The sequence below is a fragment of the Rouxiella silvae genome, assembly GCF_002093625.1.
GTDB lineage: Bacteria > Pseudomonadota > Gammaproteobacteria > Enterobacterales > Enterobacteriaceae > Rouxiella > Rouxiella silvae.
Genome location: NZ_MRWD01000006.1, coordinates 23,686 through 43,132, shown reverse-complemented (window position 1 = coordinate 43,132; position 19,447 = coordinate 23,686). Strand labels below are relative to the sequence as shown.

The 19,447-nt window shown below is 52.3% G+C and carries 14 protein-coding genes; 8 read left to right on the top strand and 6 right to left on the bottom strand.

What is annotated here, in order from left to right; all coding sequences use genetic code 11:
- Nucleotides 1-2 precede the first annotated feature (2 nt).
- The 3 genes from bamB (at nt 3) to katE (ending at nt 5,387) form a co-directional block, all read left to right on the top strand.
- Nucleotides 3-1,184: an outer membrane protein assembly factor BamB gene (gene bamB / locus BS639_RS03950; protein ID WP_084982316.1), complete on the top strand. Its 1,182-nt coding sequence runs from the start codon at nt 3-5 to the stop codon at nt 1,182-1,184.
- A 262-nt stretch (nt 1,185-1,446) separates the two neighbouring features.
- Entirely contained in the window at nt 1,447-2,931 is a 1,485-nt protein-coding gene (der, locus tag BS639_RS03945) for a ribosome biogenesis GTPase Der (RefSeq protein WP_055781517.1), read from the top strand.
- Nucleotides 2,932-3,161: 230 nt separating this feature from the next.
- Nucleotides 3,162-5,387: a catalase HPII gene (katE, locus tag BS639_RS03940; protein WP_084982315.1), complete on the top strand. Its 2,226-nt coding sequence runs from the start codon at nt 3,162-3,164 to the stop codon at nt 5,385-5,387.
- A gap of 73 nt (nt 5,388-5,460) precedes the next feature.
- On the opposite strand, the gene BS639_RS03935 is transcribed toward katE, so the two are convergent.
- Nucleotides 5,461-6,540, bottom strand: coding sequence for a LacI family DNA-binding transcriptional regulator (locus BS639_RS03935; RefSeq protein WP_084982335.1), 1,080 nt, complete (start codon nt 6,538-6,540; stop codon nt 5,461-5,463).
- A 214-nt stretch (nt 6,541-6,754) separates the two neighbouring features.
- Between BS639_RS03935 and BS639_RS03930 the strand changes: the two genes are divergently transcribed.
- On the top strand, nt 6,755-8,068 hold the full coding sequence (locus BS639_RS03930) for an MFS transporter (protein ID WP_055781523.1): 1,314 nt from the start codon (nt 6,755-6,757) through the stop codon (nt 8,066-8,068).
- Entirely contained in the window at nt 8,065-10,431 is a 2,367-nt protein-coding gene (locus tag BS639_RS03925) for a glycoside hydrolase family 31 protein (protein WP_084982314.1), read from the top strand. Before BS639_RS03930 ends, BS639_RS03925 begins: the two co-directional genes overlap by 4 nt.
- Before the next feature lie 45 nt (nt 10,432-10,476).
- Here the strand turns inward: BS639_RS03925 and xseA are convergent, their stop codons facing one another.
- A complete protein-coding gene (xseA, locus tag BS639_RS03920; protein ID WP_084982313.1) occupies nt 10,477-11,880 on the bottom strand; it encodes an exodeoxyribonuclease VII large subunit in 1,404 nt (467 codons plus the stop codon).
- Nucleotides 11,881-12,059: 179 nt separating this feature from the next.
- Between xseA and guaB the strand changes: the two genes are divergently transcribed.
- A complete protein-coding gene (gene guaB, locus BS639_RS03915; protein WP_055781534.1) occupies nt 12,060-13,526 on the top strand; it encodes an IMP dehydrogenase in 1,467 nt (488 codons plus the stop codon).
- Nucleotides 13,527-13,634: 108 nt separating this feature from the next.
- Complete coding sequence (gene guaA, locus BS639_RS03910; RefSeq protein ID WP_055781537.1) at nt 13,635-15,212, top strand: glutamine-hydrolyzing GMP synthase; 1,578 nt, start codon at nt 13,635-13,637, stop codon at nt 15,210-15,212.
- Nucleotides 15,213-15,292: 80 nt separating this feature from the next.
- Here guaA and BS639_RS03905 read toward each other — a convergent pair whose 3' ends face one another.
- On the bottom strand, nt 15,293-15,586 hold the full coding sequence (locus tag BS639_RS03905) for a hypothetical protein (RefSeq protein ID WP_206601148.1): 294 nt from the start codon (nt 15,584-15,586) through the stop codon (nt 15,293-15,295).
- A 450-nt stretch (nt 15,587-16,036) separates the two neighbouring features.
- Here BS639_RS03905 and BS639_RS03900 point away from each other — a divergent pair, with 450 nt between their 5' ends.
- Complete coding sequence (locus tag BS639_RS03900) at nt 16,037-16,735, top strand: molybdate ABC transporter substrate-binding protein (protein WP_084982311.1); 699 nt, start codon at nt 16,037-16,039, stop codon at nt 16,733-16,735.
- A 95-nt stretch (nt 16,736-16,830) separates the two neighbouring features.
- Here BS639_RS03900 and BS639_RS03895 read toward each other — a convergent pair whose 3' ends face one another.
- The 3 genes from BS639_RS03895 to BS639_RS03885 form a co-directional block, all read right to left on the bottom strand.
- Nucleotides 16,831-17,505 carry a DUF3313 domain-containing protein gene (locus tag BS639_RS03895; RefSeq protein WP_084982310.1) on the bottom strand — a complete coding sequence of 225 codons (675 nt, stop codon included), beginning with the start codon at nt 17,503-17,505 and terminating at the stop codon, nt 16,831-16,833.
- A gap of 108 nt (nt 17,506-17,613) precedes the next feature.
- Complete coding sequence (locus BS639_RS03890) at nt 17,614-18,048, bottom strand: GNAT family N-acetyltransferase (protein WP_082457427.1); 435 nt, start codon at nt 18,046-18,048, stop codon at nt 17,614-17,616.
- A 59-nt stretch (nt 18,049-18,107) separates the two neighbouring features.
- Nucleotides 18,108-19,385, bottom strand: a complete 1,278-nt coding sequence (locus tag BS639_RS03885; protein ID WP_084982309.1) for an OprD family porin — start codon at nt 19,383-19,385, stop codon at nt 18,108-18,110.
- Nucleotides 19,386-19,447 lie beyond the last annotated feature (62 nt).

The window sequence follows — 19,447 nt, the reverse complement described above, 5'->3', positions numbered from 1 at the left end:
CGATGCAATTGCGTAAAACACTCTTGGTGGGCGTAGTCTCTGTTGCCCTGCTGAGCGGCTGTTCCTGGTTCAGCGGCGAAGAAGACGTGGTAAAAATGTCTCCGCTGCCAAAGGTTGAAAATCAGTTCACGCCAACTGAAGTGTGGAGCACTTCCGTAGGCGACGGCGTAGGCGCGTATTATTCTCACCTGCATCCGGCCTGGAAAGACAACACGATTTACGCTGCTGACCGCTTTGGTATCGTGAAGGCGCTTGATGCTGACAATGGTAAAGAAAAATGGAAAGTGAACCTGTCTGAAAATCCGGGCTTCTTCTCCAGTAATATCTCTGCCCAGCTTTCCGGCGGCGTAACCGTTGACGGTGCAAACCTGTATATCGGTAGCGAAAAAGCGATCGTTTACTCACTGAACACCGCAGACGGCACCGTGGCCTGGCAGTCTAAAGTGGCGGGTGAAGCTATCTCCCGTCCGGTCATCAGCGACGGTCTGGTATTGATTCACACCAGCAACGGTATTCTACAGGCGTTGAATCAGAAAGACGGCAGCATTGCCTGGAGCGCCAATCTTGATATGCCTACGCTTTCTCTGCGCGGTGAATCTGCTCCAGCTGTAGCCTTTGGCGCGGCGATTGTGGGCGGAGACAACGGTCGTGTGAGCGCCGTGCTGATGAAAGAAGGCCAGATGATTTGGCAGCAGCGTATTTCTGAGCCAAGCGGTGCGACTGAAATCGACCGTTTGAGTGACGTTGATACCACGCCAGTTATCGTTAACGGTGTGATTTACACCGTGGCTTACAACGGTAATCTGGTGGCAATGGATCTGCGTTCAGGCCAAATTATGTGGAAACGTGAAGTCGGATCGGTAAATAACATTATCGTTGAAGGCGACCGTATTTATATGGTTGACCAGAATGACCGCGTTATGGCCCTCAATACTCAGGGCGGTGTGACCATATGGACACAAAGCGAACTGCTTCACCGTAATCTGACCGCGCCAGTTCTGTATAACGGCTTTATTGTGGTCGGCGATGCGGAAGGTTACCTGCACTGGTTGAACACTAATGATGGCCGCTTTGTTGCCCAGCAGAAAGTGGACAGCTCAGGCCTGTTGAGTGCGCCGGTTGTGGCAAGCGACAAGCTGGTTGTGCAAGCCAAAGGTGGAGAGGTTTATTCCTTTAAACGCTAATACTCGACGTTGTTGACGCTGTCGCTGCGTTGGCTTCAGTGTCAATTACTTGGGTATATATCTGCATCATAGGTATAATAGCTGCGCCATTAAACGGCTCCTGAATTGCTCAGGGGCCGTTTCGTATTCTAAAAACAGCAAAAATGGTTCTCCTTTTCTGTTGTAAGAAATTGAATTTTAATGATTTGCATTATAGCGATTTGATGTTCGAACCCCTTGGGTTGGGCATGTTTATTGGCTATAAAAAAATGAGGCTTCAAAAATGATACCTGTCGTCGCGCTTGTTGGGCGCCCGAATGTGGGTAAATCCACCTTATTTAACCGTTTGACCAAGACGCGAGATGCGTTGGTGGCGGATTTCCCCGGGCTAACGCGTGACCGCAAGTATGGTCGTGCCGAGATCGAGGGTAACGAATTTATCATCGTTGATACCGGTGGTATCGACGGGACCGAAGACGGCGTTGAAACCCGTATGGCGGGTCAGTCACTGCTGGCTATCGAAGAAGCAGATATCGTGCTGTTTATGGTTGATGCTCGCGCGGGCGTAATGCCTGCCGATCAGGGCATTGCTCAGCACCTGCGCAGCCGTGAAAAAGCCACTTTCCTGGTGGCAAATAAAACCGACGGCCTTGACCCAGACAGCGCAACGGCTGATTTCTACTCACTGGGACTGGGCGAAGTTTATGCTATCGCTGCCTCGCACGGTCGCGGTGTTAACCAGCTTATCGAACACGTACTGATCCCGTTTGTGGGTGAAAAGCCTGAAGAAGCTGAACTGACTGAAGAAGAGGCCAATGCGGCCTATTGGGCAGAACAGCTGGGTGAAAACGGCGACGAAATTCCGGCAGACGTGGAAGACGATTTCGATCCGACCACCTTGCCCATCAAGCTAGCTATCGTTGGGCGTCCTAACGTAGGTAAGTCAACGCTTACCAACCGTATCCTCGGCGAAGACCGTGTGGTCGTTTATGACATGCCGGGAACCACCCGCGACAGCATTTATATTCCGATGGTGCGTGACGAGCGTGAATACGTGCTTATCGACACCGCGGGTGTGCGTAAACGCGGTAAAGTGACTGAAACCGTTGAGAAATTCTCGGTTATCAAAACTTTGCAGGCGATCGAAGATGCCAACGTGGTGATGTTGGTTATCGACGCGCACGAAGGCATTTCGGATCAGGATTTGTCCCTGCTCGGCTTTATCCTCAACAGCGGCCGCTCATTGGTTATCGTGGTGAACAAGTGGGATGGACTGACTCAAGAAGTTCGCGACCAGGTGAAAGACACCCTTGACCTGCGTCTCGGCTTTATCGATTTCGCACGCATACACTTTATCTCCGCGCTGCACGGCAGTGGCGTAGGTAATCTGTTTGAGTCCGTTAACGAAGCCTATAACTGTGCCACCAAGCGCGTAAGCACCTCTTTGCTGACACGTATCATGCAGATGGCCGCTGACGACCACCAGCCACCGCTGGTTAACGGCCGTCGCGTTAAGCTGAAATACGCGCACGCCGGGGGGTATAACCCGCCAATCGTTGTTATCCACGGTAATCAGGTGAAAGACCTAGCCGACTCGTACAAGCGTTATTTGATGAACTACTTCCGTCGTTCATTAGAAATCATGGGTACACCCATACGTATTCAGTTCAAAGAGGGTGAGAATCCGTTTGAAGGCAAGCGTAACCCACTGACACCTAACCAAATGCGTAAGCGTAAGCGTTTGATGTCGCATCTGAAAAAGAAATAATTAGTCAGATTAGGCACACGCTGCACAACTGCATCTTACGTTTTAGACTCGGGTCTGAAATATTAAGATGCAGTTTTTTTTATTCTTTTTTTGAGCCAAGGCAACGGCTTGCCCTGAAGTTACCCCTCACTTTCCCTCTCTCCAGCCTTCACCGAAAAGCGCGCACTGTCACAGGGACTATAATTTTTCAGTACCCCTGTTTTTAGTAAGTCTTTCAAGGAGAGTCATTAATGTCAGTAAAAAAAGATAAATCAGAGTCCGCTAAGCCACATCTTGATGATACCGCGCCGCAAGGTGCGCCCATTAAGCCGCAAAAAAGTGTCAGTCCTCCAGGGGCGGAGCCCACGGCGGCGGGCAGCGATAAGAATCCCTCGGTCACCAATACCAAGCTTGAGCAGCTCGATGCCTATCGCGAGGACCCTGAGAATCAGGCATTGCGCACCGATCAGGGTGTGAAAATCGCGGATAACCAAAATTCATTAAAAGCCGGCGTCCGTGGATCCACGCTGCTTGAAGATTTTATTCTCCGTGAAAAGATTACCCACTTTGACCATGAGCGCATTCCCGAGAGGATTGTTCACGCGCGCGGTGCCGCAGCGCACGGTTATTTTCAGGTCTATAAATCTCAGCAAGCGCTAACGAAGGCCGGTTTCCTGGTCGATCCGGGTCTTGATACGCCGGTATTTGTCCGTTTTTCTACCGTGCAGGGTTCACGAGGCTCCGCCGACTCTGTGAGGGATATTCGCGGGTTCGCCACCAAGTTTTACACCCAGGAAGGTAACTTTGATTTGGTCGGCAACAACACGCCAATCTTCTTTATTCAAGATGCCATTAAATTTCCCGATTTCGTTCATGCCGTAAAACCTGAGCCGCATAATGAAATCCCACAGGGGCAAAGCGCACACGACACCTTCTGGGACTATGTATCACTGCAGCCAGAAACGATGCACAACGTGATGTGGGCGATGTCCGACAGGGGCATTCCTCGCAGCTATCGCATGATGGAAGGATTTGGGATCCACAGTTACAAACTGATAAACGCCGAGGGAAAAAGCCATTTTGTCAGATTTCATTGGAAACCAACCTGCGGTGCCGCGTCGTTAATTTGGGATGAAGCACAGGTGCTGACCGGCAGAGACCCGGATTTCCATCGTCGTGAACTATGGGAATCTATTGAGGCGGGCGACTATCCTGAGTATGAGCTGGGGCTGCAAATTATTCCCGAAGAGGACGAGCACAAGTATGATTTTGACATTCTTGACCCGACCAAACTGATACCGGAGTCCCTGGTGCCGGTCCAAATCGTCGGCAAAATGGTGCTGGATCGTAATCCCGACAACTATTTCAGTGAGACGGAGCAGGTGGCGTTCTGTCCCGGAAATATTGTGCCGGGGTTGGACTTCTCGGATGACCCCTTGCTGCAAGGGCGGCTATTTTCGTATCTGGACACGCAAATCAGCCGACTCGGTGGCCCGAATTTCCACGAAATCCCGATCAACAAGCCGGTTTGCCCGTTCCATAATCATCAACGAGACGGCATGCACCGGATGGGCATTTCGGGCAAGGCCAACTATGAGCCTAATTCAATCAATAATAACTGGCCTCGCGAAACGCCACCGGCCAAAAAAGACGGGGGATTCTCGACGCATGCTCAGCCGCTGAGTGGAGAAAAGGTGCGCGTCAGGAGTGAATCGTTCAACGATTACTATTCGCAGCCTCGACTGTTTTGGCTCAGCCAGACTAAAACCGAGCAGGATCACATTGTGGGCGGTTTCAGCTTTGAACTCGGTAAGGTGGTGCGTCCGTGGATCCGCGAACGTGTAGTGGATCAGTTGACTTATATTGACCACCAGCTTGCCGCTCGCGTCGCGGAAAACGTCGGGCTTGCTCTGACTAAAGAACAGCTTGCACATCCGATCCCCAAAGACGTAAACGGGCTGAAAAAAGATGCGGCGCTGAGTCTGTACGGCGAAAAAGAGCATCCAGTCAAGTCTCGACAGGTTGCATTGTTGGTGGCCGACGGCGTCTGTGGTGAGTCGGTTGCAAAAATCACCGCTGAGCTTAACGGGCTGGGTATCCACACCAAAATTTTCGCCCCGCGTCTGGGAAAAATTAAAACCCTGCAGGGTAAAGAAGTGAATGCCGACGGAACGATTGAAGGCAACCCGTCGGTGTTGGTAGACGGTGTGATCGTAGTGACCGGCAAAGAGAGCATTGAGGCATTGCTTAAAAACGGTAATGCAAAAAACTATCTTCTGCAGGCGTTTAAGCATCTTAAAGCCATTGGGCTGCAGGGCGAGGCGCTAAAACTGTATCAGGCGCTGCCGCTGCCTAAACCGGACGAAGGTGTGTTGGTTGATGACGATGCGAAAAAGGTCGCCGAAAAGTTTGTTACCGCGCTGAAGAAACATCGTGTGTGGTCACGTGAGGCGGCGGCACAGGAAGTTCCGGCTTAACCCGCATTGCGCGTAATTGCATACGCTATCTACAGGCTCCCTCTTTTAGGGGAGCCTTTTTATTGCCGCATCGTCATAAACTCTGTGGATCATAAAGCTGATGCTGGCGCAGGGCGACCGGTCGCGCACCGGCTTTTCTTACTGATTCGCGAACCACCAGCTTCCCCTGTAATAGCTGCGTGGTGAAAGGTGCGTCGGGGCGAAAAATACGGCGCTGAAGCAGCGCTATCGCCTCGGTGCCAATTTCGTCACGAGGAACCTTTACCGCCGTTAACGAGACATCGTGAATTTCAGCCAGATTAAAACCGTCGGTGCTCATTACGCTGAGATCTCTCGGCACGGATAAACCGCGTTTTCTCAACGCCGCCACCGCACCTGCCGCCATAAAATCACCGCCAGCCAGAATCGCACTGGGCAGGGCGGCGTCGGGTGCCAACCTATCAAAGTAGTCGAGCAGCGTTTGTTCCGCCTCTTGGGCACCAAATCCCGAGGTGCTCAGTAAGTGCTGGCTATCGCGAAAAGTTTGATGATTGCGGGTAAACGCATTTTTAATGCCATTGAGACGCAGCTCCATCGTCTGCCGCCGCAGGCACTGTAATGTAACAATATGCTGATGCCCTTGAGAAAATAGGTAGTCACAGGCGAAGTCACCCATACTTTGATGATCCGGCGAGACGCTGTCATGGCGCATCAGGCGATCCTGACAGTTCACCAGCACGCAGGGTTTACCGACGTCGGCGGCAAGTTGATGAATGTGCGCATCGTCAATGCCGACCAGCAGCACCGCATCGGTCAAAGGATCGGAAATTTTTGCCATAAACAGCGCCGCATCGGCGTTCTCTTCCTCCATCGCATAGTAACGTACCCGCACTTCGTGCTGAGCGGTGGCGGCGAGAATGCCCTGAATAAGCTTGTAGTAAAAAATATCGCTGCGGACGTCGAATGCGCGAGCAGGCGCAAACAAAACAATATTGTTGAGCATCAGTCTGCCTGTCGACAGACCGCTAAGCGTTCCCTGCGATTTGGCACACGTCAACACCCGCTGTCTGGCCTGAATGCTGGTATTACTTTTTCCGGCCAAAACGCGAGAAACAGTGCTGATTGAGAGGCCCGTTTGGTCAGCAATCTGCTGGATATTCAACTTTCCTTTCAAACTGTGATCTCCTTCAAATTCAATCGTGCAAAATTTTTCATCACGGTCGAAGCCCAGTAGATAGGCGCTAAAGCGGTGTTCCTTCGTTAACAACGTTATAACGTGAAAGCTTTTGCAAAAAATCACGTTTCGCTCACAAATCGGCCTGCTTACTCTTCTGGAGTACCTTACATAAACATCATCTGCACACTGAATGACGGATGGGAGCACAGGCATGACAATTCAAATTAATACCGCGTCGACGGCCGTTGTTGCGCGAAGAAAATTCAAAGCCTTACGCTGGTGGATGCTGGCACTTTTTCTGCTTGGGGTCACCGTTAACTACATCACTCGTAATTCACTTGGATTACTGGCACCGGAGTTAAAAACTAGCCTCAGTATGAGCACCGAGCACTATTCTTGGGTGGTTGCGGCGTTTCAACTGGCCTACACCCTTTTTCAACCGCTGTGCGGCTGGGTGATTGACGTTATCGGTTTGAAACTGGGTTTTATGATTTTCGCCGCCGTGTGGGCGGTGGTGTGCATGATGCACGCTGGGGTAGGAAGCTGGATACAGCTGGCGGTTTTACGTTTTTTTATGGGCAGCGCTGAGGCCGCCGCAACGCCCGCCAATGCTAAAGCTATTTCCGACTGGTTTCCTCGTAAGGAGAGACCGGTGGCCGCGGGTTGGGCGGGGGTCGGCTTCTCAATTGGTGCCATGCTGGCACCGCCAATCGTTATCGTTGCCCATCTCTCATTCGGCTGGCGCGGAGCATTCCTCTTCTGCGGATTTTTGTCACTGCTGTGGGTGGTGCTTTGGTGGCGTTTTTATCATGCGCCTGAAAGCCATCCTAATTTGAGCAAAGAAGAACTCGCCCTGATTCGCCAGGATAACGAACCGCAGCAAACGCGTTTACCGTTTATTGCCTCATTGAAAATCGTAGCAAAAAACAAAAAGTTTTACGGCATCGCCATACCGGCATTTCTGGCTGAGCCTGCCTGGGCGGTGTTCAGCTTTTGGGTTCCGCTGTACCTCGCCAATGAGCGAGGCATGGACCTCAAACACATTGCCATGTTCGCCTGGTTGCCGTTTCTTGCCGCCGATATCGGTAGCGTAGCCAGCGGATATCTCACCGCGCTTTACCGTAAATGGTTCAAATGCACGCGAGTTAACTCGGTGGTTGCCAGTTCGGTAACCGGCGCTTTTATGATGGTATCACTGGCTTTTGTGGCGATGACTAAGGACCCGTATCTAGCCATTGGGCTTATTTCGATTGGCGGATTTGGGCATCAGGTGATCTCCTGCATGTTGAGCGCCCTCGTGGTGGAGTCTTTTGATAAAAGTCAGGTGGCGACGGTGAACGGTATGCGCGGATCGTCTGCATGGATCGCAAGCTTTCTATTTTCTCTGCTGATCGGCGCAGTAGCCGACACCGTTGGTTTTAATCCGCTGTTTATCGCGATGGGTTTTTTTGATTTGGTCGGGGCAGTTTTTTTGATTGCGCTTATCGCCGAGCGTCGTAATCCAGCAAAAGGGGAGCAAGCATGAAGACGTTAAAACATTGGCAACTGGAGAGTCGGCACGCGGCGGGCATAGATTTGCGGGTCGATGAGATACATCTTTTCAGCCTGCGCGTGCTGGAAACTGGGCTGTTTCGCGTGTTGCTGCGCCGCAGGGGCGAACTGGCTCTGGACCGTACCTGGAGTATTGCGCCTCATAAAGACGTACCTCTAGAAGGCCGCGATCGGCTGAGCAATGAGGGATTCAGCCTGCCAGACTTTAGCCTAGAACAGCACGAAAATAGTCTGACGCTTACCACCTCGCAAATGCGCGTGACGGTGCATCAGCCGCTGCGGCTGGAGTGGGAGGGTAAAGATGCGCAGGAAGAATGGCGGCTTATGGCAAGCGATCGTCCCACAGGTGCCTACTTACTGCCGTCGGAGGGGGGAGGGGTAGAGCATTTTCAGCGCCGTTATGCGCAGGATAATTACTATGGGCTAGGTGAAAAAGCCGGAGACTTAAACCGTACTGGCCGCCGCTTTGAGATGCGTAATCTTGATGCGATGGGGTATAACGCGGCCACTACCGATCCACTTTACAAGCATATTCCGTTCACTATCACGCGAAATGAAGCACTCAGCTTTGGCCTATTTTATGACAATCTGAGCACCTGCCGTATCGATTTGGGCAACGAGCTGGATAATTATCACCTGCCGTATCGGCGTTTTAGCGCTGAGGCGGGCGACCTCGATTACTACCTCTTTTTAGGGCCGACGATGGTAGACGTCACTAAAAAGTTTGTTCGCCTCACCGGTAAAACATTTTTTGGTCCGAAATGGAGCCTGGGCTACAGCGGCTCGACCATGTACTACACTGACGCGCCGGACGCTCAGCAACAGTTGATGCAGTTTATACGGCTGTGCGCGGAGCATCGCATCCCGTGTGACTCATTCCAGCTCTCCTCGGGGTATACCTCGATCAACGATAAACGCTACGTTTTCAACTGGAATGACAGCAAGTTTCCGCAGCCTGAGGCGATGACGGCGGCCTTTCACCATGCGGGAATCAAACTGGCGGCCAATATCAAACCCTGTCTGTTACAGGACCATCCGCTGTATGCGCAGGTGGCAGAACAGAAACTTTTTGTGCTGGATTCGGAAATTGAACAGCCTGAACGCTCCAGCTTTTGGGACGACGAAGGCTCACATCTGGACTTCACCAATCCGGCCACCGTGCAGTGGTGGCAGTTACAGGTGACCCAACAACTGCTTGAAAAGGGCATCGATTCGACCTGGAACGATAACAATGAATTTGAGGTCTGGGACGGCAATGCGCGCTGCTTTGGCTTCGGAAAAACAATCGCTATCAAACATATACGTCCGGTGATGCCGTTGCTGATGATGCGCGCTTCTTTTGAGGCACAGCAGCGCTTTGCACCGAACAAACGGCCCTACCTCATCTCGCGATCCGGCTGTGCGGGCATGCAGCGCTACGTGCAGACCTGGAGTGGTGACAACCGCACCGACTGGCAAACTCTGCGTTACAACACCCGTATGGGGCTCGGCATGAGCCTGTCAGGGCTTTACAACGTGGGTCACGATGTCGGCGGATTTGCCGGCCAAAAACCGGATGCCGAACTGTTTGTGCGCTGGGTGCAAAATGGCGTAATGCACCCGCGTTTTACCATTCACTCGTGGAATGACGACCATACGGTGAATGAGCCGTGGATGTATCCCGCAGCCACGGCGGCGGTACGTTCAGCCATTGAGCTGCGCTATCGTTTACTGCCCTATTTTTACACTCTGCTGTGGCAGGCCCACGCCGACGACGAGCCAATGCTGCGCCCGACTTTTCTTGATAATGAGCACGATGCGAACACTTTTCTGGAAAACGACGATTTTATGATTGGCCGCGACCTGCTGGTGGCCAGCGTGGTTGAGCAGGGCCAATGCCTGCGTGACGTTTATCTGCCGGACAATACCCGCGGATGGGTAGATTTCTACAGCGGCGAATGGTTTGCGGGTGGGCAATGCATCACGCTTAATGCGCCACTTGAGCGATTGCCACTGCTGGTGCGTGCAGGAAGCGCGCTGCCGTGCTCGGCAAGGCTCGCACACTGCGACGTTGAGCTAGACACTCAGCGCAGCTTACAGCTGTTCCCTATGCCAGGTGAAGGCAAAGCCTGCGGCAGTCTGTTTGAGGACGACGGAGAGAGTTATGGCTGGCAGCAGGGGATGGCGCTGTGGCTGTCGTGGGACATTGAATATACCGCCGATCGCATTACGCTTCGCTTCACCCGACGCGGCGAATATCGTCCTGCCTGGCGTGGCTTAAATGTTGTTTTACCTGCCGGAGAAACGCGTGAAGTGTGGATAGAAGGCGTTAAAACGTCGTGCTATTTGCTGTGGTAACGAAAGTGGGATAACCCCCGTGGCGATAGTGTTACACCACGGGGCTTATTGCGTTGATGTAGATTTAACCACGCGGCTACGTGGTTTTTTTTCGACGGAATTTTCTTCAACGTGCAACGCTTTGACTTCGCTCTCGATCCAGCCATCGGCCAAACGCGTTTTTAAGACATCACCCGGCGCGGTTTGAGTGGTTTTTTTCAGCAAGTCGCCCTGTGGCGTGGTCGTCACGCTGTAGCCGCGCGCCAGCGTTGCCAGCGGACTGACTGCCTCAAGCTGCGTCAACGCAGTGCCAAAACGCTGCCGATGTTCGCCAAGCTGGGCCGACATCGACTGCTGTAGGCGATACTGTAGTTTCTGCACCCGCTGTTGCAACTGATGGATACGTCGCTGTGGTTGATGCTGATTCAGACGCTGCTGGAGGCTTTGTGCTCGGCGCAGCAGGCGGCGTAGATGATTTTGCATCGCCTCGTCCATACGGCTGCGTAGTTTAAACAGCGCGGTTTGCTGACGGGACAAACGCAGGTGAGGGTGCTGCTGCTGAAGCCGATGATTCAGTCGCGTAAAGCGTTGGGTCATTTGCGCCAGGTAATAATCCATCGCCATTTCCAAGCGCTGTTGCTGTGACTGAATTTGTCGCAGCAGTTCAAGCTGGTTACGGCTGATGAGTTCAGCGGCGGCAGAAGGCGTTGGGGCACGCAGGTCGGCAACAAAATCGGCAATTGTCACGTCGGTTTCGTGACCCACGGCGCTAACAATCGGCAGGTGGCTGTTATAAATAGCTCGCGCAACACGTTCGTCGTTAAAGCTCCATAAGTCTTCAAGTGAACCCCCGCCGCGGCCAACAATCAGCACGTCGCACTCATTGCGCTGATTGGCGAGCGTAATGGCTCTAACGATTTGCAGCGGCGCATCAACACCCTGAACGGAGGTGGGGTAAATCACCACCGGCAGAGAGGGGTCTCGACGTTTTAGCACCTGAAGAATATCGTGCAGCGCAGCCCCGCTGGCCGAGGTGATCACCCCGACGCACTTGGCCGGAGAAGGCAGCGGTTGCTTATGTTCAGCGTCGAAAAGCCCCTCAAGCGAGAGCATTTGTTTAAGTTGTTCAAACTGCTGCTGCAACAGGCCGTCACCGGCGGGCTGCATGCTTTCGGCAATCAGCTGAAAATCACCGCGCGGTTCGTAGAGCGTAATCGAGGCGCGAACCAATACCTGCTGACCGTTTTGCGGTTTAAAGGTAGTGCGCCGATTGCTGTTGCGAAACATCGCGCATTTAACCTGCGCGCGCGCATCTTTTAGCGTGAAATACCAGTGACCGGAGGAGGGTTGAGAGAAGTTTGAAATCTCGCCAGAGAGCCAAACCTGACCCATTTCGTTTTCCAGCATCTCGCGAACCGTCTGATTGAGGCGGCTTACGGTAAAAATGGGTGGCGAAGAAGGTAGCGGCATGTGACCCAGATCAAATTCGAAAACAGAGACTTAATCAATCGATACTACAGGCCCAAACGAAGTATTCAAGAGTTTTTTATAAAAAATGTGAAATAGTACTAGAGCAAACGGTTAACTGCCTGTATACTCTCGCTGCAATATTTTATCTTTTCCGCATCCACCTTGGTGAGATATTGCCTATGTTACGTTTAAAGAAAGAAGCACTCACGTTTGACGACGTTCTCCTCATTCCAGCTCACTCCACAGTTTTGCCCAATACTGCCGATCTCAGCACTCAGCTGACCGCTAAAATCCGTCTGAACATTCCTATGCTCTCTGCGGCAATGGATACCGTTACCGAAGCGAACCTGGCTATTGCCCTGGCTCAGGAAGGCGGCATGGGTTTCATTCACAAAAACATGTCCATTGAGCGCCAGGCTGAAGAAGTTCGCCGCGTCAAGAAGCATGAAAGCGGCGTCGTAGCCGATCCTAAAACCGTAACGCCGGCAACCACGCTGCGTCAGGTTAAAGAACTCACCGCAATCAACGGCTTTGCTGGTTATCCTGTTGTGACCGAAGGCAACGAACTGGTCGGTATTATTACCGGTCGTGACGTGCGCTTTGTGACCGACCTGGAGCAGCCGGTAACGGCAGTAATGACCCCGAAAGAGCGTCTGGTTACTGTCAAAGAAGGTGAAGCGCGTGAAGTTGTTCTGCAGAAAATGCATGAAAAACGCGTAGAGAAGGCGCTGGTTGTTGACAGCCAATTCCACCTGCTCGGCATGATAACCGTTAAAGACTTCCAGAAAGCAGAACGTAAACCTAACGCCTGTAAAGACGAAAACGGCAGCCTGCGCGTAGGCGCTGCGGTTGGTGCGGGTGCAGGCAACGAAGAGCGTATCGACGCACTGGTTGCTGCAGGCGTTGACGTGTTGCTGATTGACTCCTCACACGGCCATTCTGAAGGCGTTCTCGGACGCATTCGCGCAACCCGTGCAAAATATCCTGACCTGCAAATCATCGGCGGCAACGTTGCCACCGGCGAAGGCGCACTGGCGCTGGCAAATGCTGGTGTTAGCGCGGTTAAAGTCGGTATCGGCCCAGGCTCAATCTGTACTACTCGTATGGTGACCGGCGTAGGTGTTCCACAAATCACGGCGGTTTCTGACGCGGTTGAAGCGCTGGAAGGCACCGGTATTCCGGTCATCGCTGACGGCGGTATTCGCTTCTCCGGCGACATCGCTAAAGCTATCGCTGCGGGCGCAAGCTGCGTGATGGTTGGCGGTATGCTGGCAGGTACTGAAGAATCTCCGGGTGAAATCGAGCTGTATCAAGGCCGTTCGTTCAAATCATACCGCGGTATGGGCTCTCTGGGCGCGATGTCTAAAGGCTCTTCTGACCGTTACTTCCAAAGCGATAACGCCGCTGACAAATTGGTACCGGAAGGTATTGAAGGCCGCGTTGCCTACAAAGGCCGCCTGAAAGAGATAGTGCATCAGCAAATGGGTGGCCTGCGCTCCTGTATGGGTCTGACCGGCTGTGCTACTATCCTCGACCTTCGCACCAAAGCTGAATTTGTTCGCATCAGCGGTGCCGGTATTCAGGAAAGTCACGTACACGACGTAACGATTACCAAAGAGTCACCAAACTATCGTATGGGTTCTTGATCCTTTCTGGCTTAGTTCTTTTTGGATATAGAATTCTCTAGCCCGGTTTCGGCCGGGTTATCAAGTTCCTTGTTTTTAATACTTTAACCGCTCTGGAAAATCACCCGCATGAGTGAAAATATTCATAAGCATCGCATTCTTATCCTTGATTTCGGCTCCCAGTACACCCAACTGGTTGCGCGCCGCGTTCGTGAACTCGGTGTGTATTGCGAACTCTGGGCCTGGGATGTGACCGAAGCCCAAATCCGTGAATTCAATCCCAACGGCATCATCCTGTCTGGCGGCCCGGAAAGCACTACCGAACACGACAGCCCACGCGCACCGGATTACGTGTTCGAAGCCGGTGTCCCTGTTCTGGGCGTGTGCTACGGCATGCAGACCATGGCAATGCAGTTAGGTGGCCACGTTGAAGGCTCAACCGAGCGAGAGTTTGGCTATGCACAGGTTGAAGTGCAGACCAACAGCGCCCTGGTTCGCGGCATTGAAGACGCACTGAGCGCCAACAACAAACCGCTGCTTGACGTGTGGATGAGCCATGGCGATAAAGTCACCGCTATTCCTTCCGATTTTGTTACCGTAGCCAGCACCGACAGCTGCCCGTTTGCCATTATGGCCAACGAAGAAAAACGCTTCTACGGCGTGCAGTTCCACCCAGAAGTGACGCACACCCGTCAGGGCTTGCGCATTCTTGAACGCTTCGTCATGGACATCTGTGAGTGCGAAGCGCTGTGGACGCCGGCAAAAATCATCGAAGACGCCATTGAGCGTCTGAAAGTGCAGATCGGTAACGATCACGTGATCCTCGGCCTGTCCGGCGGCGTTGACTCCTCCGTAACGGCGATGCTGCTGCATCGCGCCATCGGCGATCGTCTGACCTGCGTGTTCGTTGATAACGGCCTGCTGCGTTTGAATGAAGCGGATCAGGTGCTGGAGATGTTCGGCGACCGTTTCGGTTTGAACATCGTTCACGTTGCCGCCGAAGATCGTTTCCTGTCGGCTCTGGCCGGTGAAAACGACCCAGAAGCCAAGCGTAAAATCATTGGTCGCGTGTTTGTCGAAGTCTTCGATGAAGAAGCCTGCAAGCAGGACGCGGTTAAATGGCTGGCGCAAGGCACAATCTACCCTGACGTTATCGAATCCGCCGCGTCTGCGACTGGTAAAGCACACGTTATCAAGTCTCACCACAACGTGGGCGGCCTGCCGAAAGAGATGAAACTGGGTCTGGTTGAACCGCTGAAAGAGCTGTTTAAAGACGAAGTGCGTAAAATCGGTCTGGAACTCGGCCTGCCTTACGACATGCTTTATCGTCACCCGTTCCCTGGTCCAGGTTTGGGCGTACGCGTGCTGGGCGAAGTGAAGAAAGAGTACTGTGACCTGCTGCGTCGCGCCGATGCTATCTTCATTGAAGAGCTGCATAAAGCCGACCTGTACCATAAAGTCAGCCAGGCGTTTACTGTGTTCCTGCCGGTTCGCTCCGTGGGCGTCATGGGTGATGGCCGTAAATACGATTGGGTTGTTTCACTGCGTGCAGTAGAAACCATCGACTTTATGACCGCGCATTGGGCGCACCTGCCATACGATTTCCTCGGCCGCTGCTCCAACCGCATCATCAACGAAGTCGACGGCATTTCCCGCGTGGTTTATGACATCTCCGGTAAACCACCGGCGACGATTGAGTGGGAATAGTTTACAGCCACTTGTTAACGATTTAGGTCGATAGCTAAACCTTTGAGCCCTCTGCATTTGCAGGGGGCTTTACTCATGTATTAACGGCGCCCGTTACACTCAGCATTCTCGCTGACGCGACCGTTCTTGCACATGTCCAGCTTGTCTTTGCGCTTGAAGCCTGCGTCTTTCATGCAATAGAAACGCGTTAATCTTACACCGATTGGCGACGCATCCCCCGCGCCATCGAGATTGGTATACCCGCACGCACGCATCGCATTATCGATTTCGTCCTGGGATACGCCTTCCTTGTACCATTTGGTGTAGTCGCCCGGAGGCGGTTGAAAGCCTCTGCCCGTGCAGCCGATCAATAAAAAAGCGCAAATACTCGACACTAGGCTCTTCCTGAACATCTTTTTTCCCCATTATTTGACTCGGGTAACGCGCGACACGCCGTGGGTGAATCTCTTCATAAATACTTGCAGCGGCCCCGCAATCCTCATCGCGGTTATGCACTGGTTTATCGTCGCCCAATACTTTCAGCCCTTATCATAGACGAGCCAATTCAAGCATGTAAAATATTGACCCATATACCAATATTTCGCTGGCGGTGACTCCAAGAGTGTTCATATTTAGCCGCAGAATCAGCCAGGCAGCTCGGAAAGACCCGTGAAGTTTTTGATTGTGCTGAACCTCGTGCTGCTTTAACCGCTTTTATAATGACCAATGTGAGGCTGAATGATAATGTTCTTAAACATAATCTGAAGGACCGCATTCACCCAACGGCTTAAGACTTGTGTCTAAGGGATGCGTCGACGTTACTGATAATCATGAGATAACCAACAATGAGTCATTCATCTTCATTACAGCTTGTCTGTACGTTCGTCGTGCGCTCGCCTTTTGATGCGCAAATTTTGCCAAGCTGGGAACAGCAGGGTCAAGGCATTGAGGTTAAATGGAGTGCGACCAGCATTATTATCGACAGTCTGCGCGCCGGTCAGCGCGGCGACGTGGTGATTGTCACCGTGGCGGCGATGGATGAACTGATTGAAGCGGGGATTATTGATGCCAGCACCCGCGTTGAGCTGGTCGAATCACGCATTGGCCTGGCGGTAAAAAGCGGTGAGCCGCATCCTGATATCTCAACTACCGAGGCGTTAGTTAATACGCTGCAAGAGGCGCGTTCCGTGGCTTATTCACTCGGCGGTGCCAGCGGGATTTATTTTAAAACCTTGATTGAAAAACTGGGCATTGCCGATGAAATTAATCGCAAAGCTAGCACTATCCTCGAAGGTTTTTCGGCTGAAAAGCTTATCTCAGGAGACGCGAGTTTGGCCTTGCAGCAGGTGAGCGAACTGCTGGTGGTGCCGGGGATTGAAGTGATTGGCACGCTGCCAGAAGACGTGCAGAAAGTGACTTCCTTCTCGGCGGCGGCGTTTAAAGAGGCAAAAAATCCGCAGCTTGCCAAAGAATTTCTCAAGCATTTGCAGACGCCAGAAGCCGCCATCGCCTATCGGGCTAAAGGGCTTGATCCGATTTTCTAGTCCTGACCATAGGGGTTTCACGGCGCGGGTGATGCTACGCCGTGAGACTGCTGTTCTTAAAAGAATTATTCAGTGGGGCGAATGTCACCCCAAAACTATGACTTCGACGCACCATTAAACTGGGTGATATCGACCGCCAGATTATCGATGACACTCTTCAGATCGTTAACCGTGACCTGCTGAGAAGAGTTAGGCACCGATTTTCCTTCCCCCATGCGCACCACTTCAACGACGGTTTTTCCGGTTGCGGCGTCGATCAGCTCGCCTTCAAAAAACAGTTCGGTATTTTTGGTTCGATGGCCGGTAGCTGTTTGTGTGCCAGCTATGACCAGTGCAACCGGGATAACTTCATAGAACTGTAGCCCTTCGGTCGAGGTGCTAACGCCGGTGATAGCCCCTTTAAAGATGAGCGTTCCCGCTACCGGTGTTTGGGTCAGCGGCAGTCTTGTGCCCATCGCCGACTTAATTCGGGTGTTGGCGTAATCCAGCACGCCGTTCAGCGTGGCCTGGCTGATTTGGCCGGTAGGTTTAGGCGTTGGATAGTAAGTTAGCGGCTGGTAGTAAAGTGAGGTGTATTTTGTTTTATCGAATGAAGGATCAATCCAGCGCATCACCGTTTTGCCAGAAGGGGTTTTGGTTGGTTTTAATTTGGAGTAGTTGCCCAGAAAACCTGAGTATTTTTCAGGTTGCGTAACTTGAGAGGCGCAGCCGATCAAGGCTAGTACTCCGCCGAGCAGCGAAGCCAGGATCACCTTATTAGACGTTTTCATTTTTATCCTATTGGTAACGGGATGTAACTAATAAGGTATAGCAGGGATTGTGACTACGGGTGGAGCAAGTTAATTGACTTGGATCGATAATATGCGGTTTAAATGGGTTTATCGCTTAAGACGAAAATGGAATAGGTAGTATTCGCCGGTTGAACTGTCGCCGGTAGACACTGTTTCCCAGCCGCGCTTGAGATAGAAAGACACTGCCTTCTGGTTTTTAACCAGACACTTAAGCGAACCGGTGCGTGTGAAGTTTTGTTCGACGATGCCGATAAGGTGGCTACCCACGCCTTGGCCCTGAGCCTCGGGGTCAATAAACAGATTATGCAGAAAATTATCGTGCAGTAGAATCGAGGCAAAGCCGACAATTTTCCCCTCGCGCTCGGCGACAATCACTTTCTCGCCGATTACCGAACGATCAAAATCCTCGAGCGCCCATTCGCTCTGATCCAGCCAAGTGAACGTCGCCTTGCGCGCGGCCAGATAAAGGGTGCGTAAAAAAGGGCGATCGGCTTCTTGATAAGGGCGGATCCTGATAGACAATAGAAACTCCTGTTAAATATTAATTGTCCCGGGGAGTGCATCCCCGGGAAACTTTCTATTTAAAAATCATATTCCAATGCCAGGCGGTTCTGCCAGAAGTTTTTATTCGAGGTTGAGGTCGTTTGAACACCAGCGAAGTCGGTCAGGCTAAGGCCTTTTAGCACGCCGTCGAAACTGTAGGTGCCATACACCAGATATTCAGACTGATTGCTGCTGGAGGCGCCCGAGTTCGGCGTTAAATCCATAAACGAGTAACGACTGCCCAACGAGATATTTTCGTTGACGGTCCAGTTTAGGTCGGTTGAGTACGCATTGCCGCTGCCCAGGTCCTGGGTGCTGGTGAAGAACGGCTGGGCGAAGTAGGTGCCCGACGAGGTGTTGTGCGCGTAGGGAGCGACTAATGCACCGTTGCCGTAGGCGTTTTCACTGGCGGCGATGTGGTCGTAGTTCAGTGACCATATCAGTGACGGTGTCAGGTTCATGACAAACTGTGCGCCATAGCTGGTGCTGTCGACCTGTCCCGCCAGTGCCTTGCCTTCACTCAGGCCGCGGATAAACTGAATGCCGATTTTAGGCTGGTAAGGCGTGTCTGACCACGACAGGAAGCTGTCGGCATAGACCATTTTGGTGTAGTTGTTGTAATCCTCATACCACAGCTGGCCGTTGAGCTTTTTATTATCCAGCTTGATGGCACGCCCGCCGCCGATGCCCCACATGCCGTTAGTGGTGCCTTCGGCGTCGGTGTAGGCAGTGGTGTCAAGGAACTGGTCGTCGCCCCACGGCTTGTAGCGGGTAATTTTTGTCGCGTGCAGAAAGTTGTCGCTGTCGCCGTAATTGGCGTCAATGCCACGGAAGAGAATAGGCGTGATACGCCAGTCGTAGTCGCCGATGAACGGAATATTAATGCGCTGGTCACCGGCAGTAATGCGAAAGTCCTGATAGTGCCAGCTCAGGTAGGCTTCGCCCACGCCGGTCTCGTTTGGGCCAAGCTCCGTGATCAAGTGGTCATCATTGTGCGCAATGCCGCGCTGGAAAATACCGCTCACGCCGAGGCTTAGGCCATAATATTCTGCGGTGGCATATTTAACACTGCCGCCGTAGCTGATGGTGTCTTGAGAATACCCGGGCACGAAATAAGCATTTTTAGTTGAATAGTATAGGGTTCGCAGGCTGCCGTGCACCGAGCCGCAGGTAAACATTTCTGTCAATGAATCAGCTACGCCAGCGTCACAGCTTGAGGCAATCGGTGAGGCTGCCAGCGCATGCCCCATAAAGAGAGCCTGAGAGACAATGACAGCACCAAATTTAAGCGTGAAATTAAATTTATTTATTTTCATTAATACCTTCCTGTCAGAAATATAATAAGTTTCTTCGACCGCAAAAACGGTCAATAGCTTTT

Bases quoted from the DNA above. Each gene is read 5' to 3' on its own strand.
- bamB (WP_084982316.1), top strand. From the start codon at position 3: ATGCAATTGCGTAAAACACTCTTGGTGGGCGTAGTCTCTGTTGCCCTG.
- der (WP_055781517.1), top strand. From the start codon at position 1,447: ATGATACCTGTCGTCGCGCTTGTTGGGCGCCCGAATGTGGGTAAATCC.
- katE (WP_084982315.1), top strand. From the start codon at position 3,162: ATGTCAGTAAAAAAAGATAAATCAGAGTCCGCTAAGCCACATCTTGAT.
- BS639_RS03930 (WP_055781523.1), top strand. From the start codon at position 6,755: ATGACAATTCAAATTAATACCGCGTCGACGGCCGTTGTTGCGCGAAGA.
- BS639_RS03925 (WP_084982314.1), top strand. From the start codon at position 8,065: ATGAAGACGTTAAAACATTGGCAACTGGAGAGTCGGCACGCGGCGGGC.
- xseA (WP_084982313.1), bottom strand. From the start codon at position 11,880: ATGCCGCTACCTTCTTCGCCACCCATTTTTACCGTAAGCCGCCTCAAT.
- guaB (WP_055781534.1), top strand. From the start codon at position 12,060: ATGTTACGTTTAAAGAAAGAAGCACTCACGTTTGACGACGTTCTCCTC.
- guaA (WP_055781537.1), top strand. From the start codon at position 13,635: ATGAGTGAAAATATTCATAAGCATCGCATTCTTATCCTTGATTTCGGC.
- BS639_RS03900 (WP_084982311.1), top strand. From the start codon at position 16,037: ATGAGTCATTCATCTTCATTACAGCTTGTCTGTACGTTCGTCGTGCGC.
- BS639_RS03895 (WP_084982310.1), bottom strand. From the start codon at position 17,505: ATGAAAACGTCTAATAAGGTGATCCTGGCTTCGCTGCTCGGCGGAGTA.
- BS639_RS03885 (WP_084982309.1), bottom strand. From the start codon at position 19,385: ATGAAAATAAATAAATTTAATTTCACGCTTAAATTTGGTGCTGTCATT.